General features: G+C 67.9%; 1 protein-coding gene and 1 other annotated feature. The gene reads left to right on the forward strand.

Annotated elements, in window-relative coordinates; genetic code table 11:
* The first annotated feature begins 54 nt into the window (after positions 1-54).
* Positions 55-1,334 (forward strand): IS3 family transposase gene (locus tag M1R94_RS20175; RefSeq protein ID WP_249383523.1). Its coding sequence is split into 2 segments (ribosomal slippage): positions 55-328 and positions 328-1,334, totalling 1,281 coding nucleotides; the frame shifts between segments, so codons are not numbered across the junction.
* Positions 324-458: a sequence feature (AL1L pseudoknot), on the forward strand. It overlaps the preceding gene by 135 nt.
* Positions 1,335-1,362: the final 28 nt, after the last annotated feature.

Here is a 1,362-nt window from a genome sequence, read left to right on the forward strand (position 1 = left end):
TGAAGCGCCCCAGGTTCGATGCCGCATCCTTTTTGAGTTGGAAGGATGCGAGTCATGCCGAAGAAGATCGATCCGAAGGTCAAGGAGCGGTGCGTGCGGCAGGTGCTGGAGCACTTGCCGCAGTACCCGTCGCTGACTGCCGCTGCTGAGGTCGTCGCGCGCCGTGAGGGCCTGGGCAAGGAGACGGTGCGCCGTTGGGTCGTGCAGGCCCAGGTCGACGGCGGCCATCGCCAGGGCGTGACCAGTGAGGAGCTGGCCGAGATCAAGGACCTGAAGGCGAAGGTCCGCCGGCTGGAGGAAGACAACGAGATCCTGCGTAGGGCTTCGATTTTCTTCGCGGGGGAGCTCGACCCCCGCAATCGTTGATCGTCGCGTTCATCGACGAGCTGCGGGCCCAGGGCCACGCGGTCGAGTCGATCTGCCGGGTCCTGCGCGAGCAGGGCTGTCAGATCGCCGCGCGGACCTACCGTGACTGGGCGCGGGTCAACCGCCCCGTCGCGTCTCGCACGCTCACCGATGCCATGGTCACCGACCAGGTGCGGGACCTGGCCTGGACGGTGGACCCGCAGGGGGTGCGGCGGATGACGCCGGAGGGGCTGTACGGGCGCAGGAAGATGACCGCGCTGGTGCAGCGCGCCAGGCCCGCAGCCTCGCCGGGGTCGGTGGATCGGGCGATGCGGTCCCTTGGCCTGCAGGGGGTGCGACGGTGCAAGGGGATCCGGACCACGATCCCCGCCAAGGACGGCAAGCGGGCCGGTGACCTGCTCGACCGGGACTTCACCGCAGCCGCACCCAACCGGACCTGGGTCATGGACTTCACCTACGTGCGCACCTGGGCCGGGTTCGTCTACGTCGCGTTCATCCTGGACGTGTTCGCCCAGAAGATCGTCGCCTGGAACGTCGCGCCCACCAAGGCCGTCGAGCTGGTGGACGTGCCAGTGCGGATGGCGCTGTGGCAGCGCGGCCGCGAAGGGCACCCGGTCGTGCGTGGTGAACTGATAGGCCACGCGGACGCCGGGTCGCAATACACCTCAATCACGTTCACCGACCACCTCGCCGAGCAGGGCATCCGGCCCTCGATCGGGTCTGTTGCCGATGCCTATGACAATGCGCTGATGGAGTGCGTGATCGGGCTGTTCAAGACCGAGTGCATCCGCACCACGGTCTTCCACGCCGGGCCCTACCGGACCATCGGTGACGTCGAGTACGCCACCGCCGGGTGGGTCGACTGGTACAACAACCGGCGCCTGCACGGCACCCTCGGGATGATGACCCCGACGGAGTACGAGCAAGCCCACTACGCGGCCCTCAACCGAGCGCCGCAACCCGCATAGGAGCGGCAGAGAACCTGGGGCGCTTCAC

Origin of the sequence: Actinotalea alkalitolerans (assembly GCF_023369855.1) — a bacterium.
GTDB lineage: Bacteria > Actinomycetota > Actinomycetes > Actinomycetales > Cellulomonadaceae > Actinotalea.